Here is a 6,566-nt window from a genome sequence, read left to right as displayed (position 1 = left end):
TCATAGTCATCTTCAACGATGTAGGCGCCTGTCGCCGTGGCCCATGCCAGGAGGGAACGCCGCCGCGTCGCCGAAAGCACGCTTCCGAGCGGGAACTGGTGCGACGGCGTCACGCAGGCGAGGCGGGCTGGCGGCAGCGCATCCGTCCTCAACCCGTCCGCGTCGACGGCAACGGGAACCGCGACGCCGCCTGCCGCGGCAAAGGCATGGCGAGCCAGCGGATATCCCGGGTTTTCGATCACGAAGGGGTTGCCGGGGTCGAGCAACAGCCGTGCGCAGAGGTCGAGCCCCTGCTGCGAGCCGTTCACGATGACGATCTGGTCCGGCACGCAGTTGATGCCGCGAGCGCGCCAGAGATAGCCCTGAAGCGCGACGCGGAGAGCCGAAGACCCTTGCGGATCGCCGTAGCGCAGCCGCGCGCCGCGTCGCAGGATAGCTTTGTTGGACGCCCGTCGCCAGGCCGGCACCGGAAAGTCTGCCCCGGACAGATCGCCATAGCGGAAATCCGCGACCTTGCCCGGCTGCTGCTCCGGTGGCGGAGGCAAAGCCAGCAGCCGGCGCGCGAATGCCGAAAGGTTCCGAGGCGGGGCGGTCGATACGGGCGCCTCCCCCGTCGCCCTCTCCAACCCTGCAGCAACGACGGCACGCGCCCCATGGCGGATGATCAGATAGCCTTCGGCGTTCAGCTGATTATAGGCCGCCGTCACCGTAGTTCGTGACGCGCCCCATTCGGCGGCGAAGGCCCGCGTCGAGGGTAGGCGGTCGCCGGGCTGGTAGGCGCCGCTGTGGATCTGTTCCTTGATTGCCGCGATGATCCGGCGCGCGACACGATCCTGCTCCAACTGGACCACCGAAAAACCTCAAAACTGGATATTCCAGGCAAGCCAGACATCAGGCATCTTCAGCTGCGACGCAAGGAGTTCATCATGTACATACCGCCTGCCTTCCGGGATGACGACAAGGAGAGCCTGAGAGCGACGATCCGCGCGGCGCGGTTGGGGACCCTGGTCACCGCCACCGCGGAAGGACTGCTGGCGACGCCATTGCCGCTTTTCCTCGACGAGAGCGAGGGCGAGCACGGCACAATCTACGGCCATGTCGCGAAGGCAAATCCGCAGTGGCGCGCACCCGTGCTGGGTGATGGCCTGGCGATCTTCATGGGGCCGGACGCCTACGTGACGCCGGCGTGGTATCAAACCAAACAGGAAACCGGCAAGGTCGTGCCGACCTGGAACTATGTCGCCATCCACTCCTATGGGCCGGTCGAATTCTTCGACGACGCCGACAGGCTGCTCGAGGTGGTGACGCGTCTGACCAATCTGCATGAAGGCGGGCGCGCCACACCGTGGTCCGTGTCGGATGCTCCGCCGGAGTTCATTCAGTCGCAGCTCAGGGGGATCGTCGGCCTGCGCATGCCGGTCGCGAGGCTGGAAGGCAAGCGCAAGATGAGCCAGAACCGCAACGCGGCCGATCGCGCCGGTGTCGTGTCCGGCCTTGCGGCAAGTGACCGGCTTTCGGACCGCGAGGTCGCACCTCTCATCCCGTCGTGAGTCCGTCATGCCGGATCTGAGCCGGTTTGCCTGGTTCTTTCGCCGCGGCTTTTCCTGCTCGCCATCACGTCTGAAGGATTGATCACGGCAGCTCTCTGTCATCCGCTCGAGGCGACCTCCGCCCTTCTCGTGCAGACCATGATCGATGTCATTGGACCGCAGGCACCTATCGCTACCCTTCAGCGGTCCATCCCCTTCGAGATCGTCACGCCGGAGAATATCTGAGGCAGCGCCCTGCTGCCTTCGCGCCGCCACGGTCACAGCAGTTCCAGCAGTTGCGGCAAAAGACAGCGTTGGTGTCGAGCTTGATAGCCGCCACCCGAACCATCCTACCGCCCCCTGGCCAGGCTGCCCAGAATCCCGCGTACGATCGCGCGCCCAACGGACGATCCGACCGAGCGCACCACCGACTTGATCGCCGCCTCGGCTACCGTCTGGCGGTTGGAGGGACGCGGCGCCGGCGCGCGGCGGCCGCCGGACTGCGGGGCAGGATCGTCACCGAACCCAGGGATGGTCCAGCGCGAGCGGCCGCTATCGGCCTGTTGCGCCTGCTGCTCGGCCTCCTGCGCCTCCCTGGCCTTCTTCTGCAGCATCTCGAAGGCCGATTCGCGGTCGATGGTCTGGTCGTATTGCCCCGTAACCGGGCTCTCGGCGATCAGCTGGCGGCGCTCGTCCGGCGTGATCGGGCCAAGCCGAGACGATGGCGGCCGGATCAACGTGCGCTGAACCATGGACGGCACGCCCTTGGTCTCCAGGGTCGAGACCAGCGCCTCGCCGGTGCCGAGCTGCGTGATGGCCGTGGCGCAGTCGAAATCGGGATTCGGCCGGAAGGTGTCGGCGGCCGTCCGCACCGCCTGCTGCTCGCGTGGCGTATAGGCGCGCAGCGCATGCTGGACGCGGTTGCCGAGCTGGGCCAGGACCTTTTCGGGAATATCCAGCGGGTTCTGGGTGACGAAATAGACGCCGACGCCCTTGGAGCGGATCAGCCGCACCACCTGCTCGACGCGATCGATCAGCACCTTCGGCGCGTCCTCGAACAAGAGATGCGCCTCGTCGAAGAAGAAGACCAGCTTCGGCCTTTCAGGATCGCCGACCTCGGGAAGTTCCTCGAACAATTCCGACATCAGCCAGAGCAGGAAGGTGGCGTAGAGGCGCGGGTTCATCATCAGCTTGTCGGCGGCAAGCACGCTGATCGCGCCACGGCCGTCGCGGGTGGTGCGCATGATGTCGGCGATGCGCAGCGCCGGCTCTCCGAAGAAGTTCGCCGCGCCCTGCTGTTCCAGCACCAGGAGGGTGCGCTGGATGGCGCCGACGGATGGCTTCGTCACATTGCCGTAGCGGGCGCTGAGCTCGTCGGCACGCTCGGCGATGTTGGCGAGCAGCGCCTGCAGATCCTTGAGGTCGAGCAGCAGCAGGCCTTCCTCGTCGGCAATGCGGAAGGCGATGTTCATGATGCCCTCCTGCGCCTCGGTGAGGTTCATCAGGCGCGAGAGCAGCAGCGGACCCATCTCCGAGATGGTGGCGCGGATCGGATGGCCCTGTTCGCCGAACAGATCCCAGAAGATGACCGGGAATTGCTGGAAGTCGTACGGCTCAAGCTTCACCTGCTCGGCGCGCTTGACCAGGAAATCCTTGGCTTCGCCCATCATGGCGATGCCGGAAAGATCGCCCTTGATGTCGGCACAGAAAACCGGCACGCCGGCGTTGGAAAAACCTTCGGCGAGGATCTGCAGGCTGACCGTCTTGCCGGTGCCGGTGGCGCCGGTGATCAGGCCGTGGCGGTTGCCATATTGCAGCAGAAGCTGTTCGGGGCGCTGGTAGCTGTCGTCGGGCTTGCGGCTGGCGCCGATGAAAATACTCTTGTCGTCAGCCATATGTCGGTCTCCGCGAACCTGATGAAGTCAAAGCAAAAGGCCACGCCTGAGGTATAGTGACGCGACGCGGCAGCGACAATGCTCCTATCGCAATTTGGGCTCCTATCGCAATTTGGGCCCCTATCGCAATTTGGGCGTCCAATCGCGATCGGAATTGGAACCCAGCCCAAAGCTGGGTCTTGACGGGCTTGTGGCAAGTTGTGGATTTTGGGCATGTTTGGCAATCGATTGGTGGTTCACCCGGCCGCATGGGCAGCGCATTGTGATATCGGGCATGGAACCTTAGACTAACGGTTCGATTGATGCGGCAGACGGCGCATGACCGCGAAAGGATCATGCGCTGAATCAAAGGTGCTACGGCGTCCGCGACGTGTCCAGGAGATGCGCGGCGCTGTAAGGGAGGAGAGCGGATGGGCGCCGGCGCCTTGACCAGGGAAGTCGACCTTCAGAACGCTGACCGCCAGCGCTGGCTGGCGCTCGCCGAAAAGGCGCTTGCCGGAGGCTCCTTCGAGGAGAGGCTCGTTTCGCACAGCGACGACGGCATCCGCATCGAGCCGCTCTATGAGCGTGCGGTCACCATGGAACCGCTGGTCAGGGCAAATCCCGCAGCGGCGTGGATCGTCAGCCAGCGCGTCGACGATCCGGATGTCGCCCGCGCCAGGGCGCAGGCGCTGGAGGATGTCGCGCAGGGCGCCACCGGCCTGTCGCTGGTTTTCGAAGGGGCGCCGAACGCTTTCGGCTATGGCCTGCCGCGGACGGCCGAGGCGCTGGAGACCGTGCTCGACGGCGTGCCGCTCAACCGCGTCCAGGTCCGCATCGATGCGCATCCCTGGAGCCGCGCGGTGGCCGACTGGCTGATAGCGTTCCTCGGCAAGCGCCGCTCCGATCCGACTAAGCTCAACCTCTCCTTCGGCATCGATCCGGCGGCGATCTTCGCCGGCACCGGCCGGCTGCGCATGTCGATCGAGGCGCTGCAGGAATCTATGCCGCAATCGATGGCGCATTTCTTCTCCATGGGGGTGCCCGGCGTGCTGCTCGAGGCAGACGGGCGCGTCTTCCACAATGCCGGCGCCACCGAGGCGCAGGAGCTCGGCACCATGCTCGCCTCCGCGGTCTCCTATCTCAGGATGTTCGAGAAGGCGCGCCAGCCGCTGGTCTATGCAGCGCCCCATATCGGCTTCGCGCTCAGCGTCGACCAGGACCAGTTGCTGTCGATGGCCAAGGTGCGAGCGCTGCGCCGGCTGTGGGCCCGCATCCAGGAAGTCTGCTCGATCCCGGCCTCGACGGCCAGCATCCATGCCGAGACGTCGTATCGCATGATGACGACGGCGGATCCGGAAACCAACATATTGCGCACGGCGATCGCCTGTTTCGCGGCCGCCGCCGGCGGGGCCGATTCGATCTCCATCCTGCCGCACACAATAGCGCATGGGCTGCCGGCCGGCTTTGCCCGCCGCGTCGCCCGCAACGCGCAGTTGATCATGGCCGAGGAAAGCCATGTCGACCATGTCGCCGACCCTGCTGGCGGATCGGGCGCCGTCGAGGCGCTGACCAATGATCTCTGCGCGGCCGCCTGGCAAGAATTCCAGCGCATCGAGGCCGAAGGCGGTGTGCTGACGAGCCTGCAGCAAGGCTATGTCCAGAACCGCGTCCAGACCGCCGCGGCAAAGCGCAATGCCGAATACCGGACCGGCTCGCGCGCGATCATCGGCACCACGCTGTTCCGTGCCGGCAGCGAACGCCCGGTCGAGACGTTGCCGGCCGAGCGGAGACCGGCGCTGACGGAAGGTGTCGCGACCTGCGAGCCGCTGTTTCCGGTGCGCATCGACCAATCGATCGGAGCCGGCGCATGATCCCCGATTTCAGCCAGATCGGCTGGTCCGCGCCAGGACGCGCGCCGGTCGAGATCAAGGGGCTGCGGATGACGCCGGAGGGCATCGCCGTGAAGCATCTCTACACGCAGGGCGATCTCAGGGGCCTGTCGCATCTCGACACCTATCCGGGCCTGCAGCCCTTCGTGCGCGGCCCCTACCCGACGATGTATGTCCAGCAGCCTTGGACGATCCGGCAATATGCGGGGTTCTCGACGGCGGAAGAATCAAACGCCTTCTACCGGCGCAACCTCGCCGCCGGGCAGAAGGGCCTGTCGGTCGCCTTCGACCTCGCCACCCATCGCGGCTATGACAGCGACCATCCGCGCGTCGCAGGCGATGTCGGCATGGCGGGAGTCGCCATCGATTCCATCCTCGACATGCGCCAGCTGTTCGACGGCATTCCGCTCGGCGAAATGACGGTGTCGATGACCATGAACGGCGCGGTGCTGCCGGTCATGGCGCTCTACATCGTGGCAGCGGAGGAACAGGGGGTTGCGCAGAAGGATCTCGCCGGGACCATTCAGAACGACATTCTGAAGGAGTTCATGGTCCGCAACACCTACATTTATCCGCCAAAACCCTCGATGCGGATCGTGTCGGACATCTTCGCCTACACCTCGCGAAACATGCCGAAGTTCAACTCGATCTCGATCTCGGGCTACCACATGCAGGAAGCCGGTGCGCCGGCGGACCTCGAGCTCGCCTGCACCATCGCCGACGGCATTGAATATGCCCGCGCCGGTGTCGCCGCCGGCCTCGACATCGACCGCTTTGCGCCGCGGCTTTCCTTCTTCTGGGCCGTCGGCATGGACTTCTTCATGGAGGTCGCCAAGCTCAGGGCCGCGCGCCTGCTTTGGTCGAGCCTGATGAAGAAGAACTTTTCGCCGAAGGACGAGCGCTCACTGTCGCTGCGCACCCATTGCCAGACCTCGGGATGGTCGCTGACGGCGCAGGACCCTTACAACAACATCACCCGCACCATGATCGAGGCGATGGCGGCGACACAAGGCCATACGCAGTCGCTGCACACCAATTCCTTCGACGAGGCGATGGCGCTGCCGACCGACCATTCGGCCCGCGTCGCCCGCAACACGCAGCTCATCCTGCAGAAGGAATCCGGCACCACGCGCGTCGTCGACCCGTGGGGCGGCTCGGCCTTCGTCGAGCGGCTGACGCATGACCTGGCGGCGCGCGCCCTCGCCCACATCGAGGAGGTCGAGAGCCTTGGCGGCATGGCCGCGGCGATCGAGAAAGGCATTCCCAAGCTG

5 protein-coding genes are annotated in these 6,566 nt (G+C 65.4%); 3 read left to right on the top strand and 2 right to left on the bottom strand.

Going from position 1 to position 6,566, the window contains the following annotated elements; all coding sequences use genetic code 11:
- Positions 1–851: PLP-dependent aminotransferase family protein (locus tag EOA33_RS19970; protein ID WP_145989208.1), on the bottom strand; the 851-nt coding region annotated here is incomplete at its 3' end.
- A 75-nt stretch (positions 852–926) separates the two neighbouring features.
- Here EOA33_RS19970 and EOA33_RS19965 point away from each other — a divergent pair.
- The gene (locus EOA33_RS19965) at positions 927–1,550 is read left to right on the top strand and encodes an FMN-binding negative transcriptional regulator (RefSeq protein WP_127406367.1); all 624 of its coding nucleotides are present in this window, start codon (positions 927–929) and stop codon (positions 1,548–1,550) included.
- Positions 1,551–1,879: 329 nt separating this feature from the next.
- On the opposite strand, the gene EOA33_RS19955 is transcribed toward EOA33_RS19965, so the two are convergent.
- Positions 1,880–3,424: a helicase HerA-like C-terminal domain-containing protein gene (locus tag EOA33_RS19955; RefSeq protein ID WP_127399918.1), complete on the bottom strand. Its 1,545-nt coding sequence runs from the start codon at positions 3,422–3,424 to the stop codon at positions 1,880–1,882.
- 410 nt (positions 3,425–3,834) lie between these two features.
- Between EOA33_RS19955 and EOA33_RS19950 the strand changes: the two genes are divergently transcribed.
- Together EOA33_RS19950 and EOA33_RS19945 are read left to right on the top strand one after the other, a co-directional pair.
- Positions 3,835–5,277, top strand: coding sequence for a methylmalonyl-CoA mutase subunit beta (locus EOA33_RS19950; RefSeq protein WP_126055795.1), 1,443 nt, complete (start codon positions 3,835–3,837; stop codon positions 5,275–5,277).
- Positions 5,274–6,566: methylmalonyl-CoA mutase family protein (locus EOA33_RS19945; protein WP_245482384.1), on the top strand; the 1,293-nt coding region annotated here is incomplete at its 3' end. The genes EOA33_RS19950 and EOA33_RS19945, both read left to right, overlap by 4 nt.

The organism is Mesorhizobium sp. M4A.F.Ca.ET.050.02.1.1 (genome assembly GCF_003997725.1).
In the GTDB taxonomy this organism is placed as follows: domain Bacteria; phylum Pseudomonadota; class Alphaproteobacteria; order Rhizobiales; family Rhizobiaceae; genus Mesorhizobium.
This window is presented reverse-complemented; position numbering and strand designations above follow the sequence as displayed.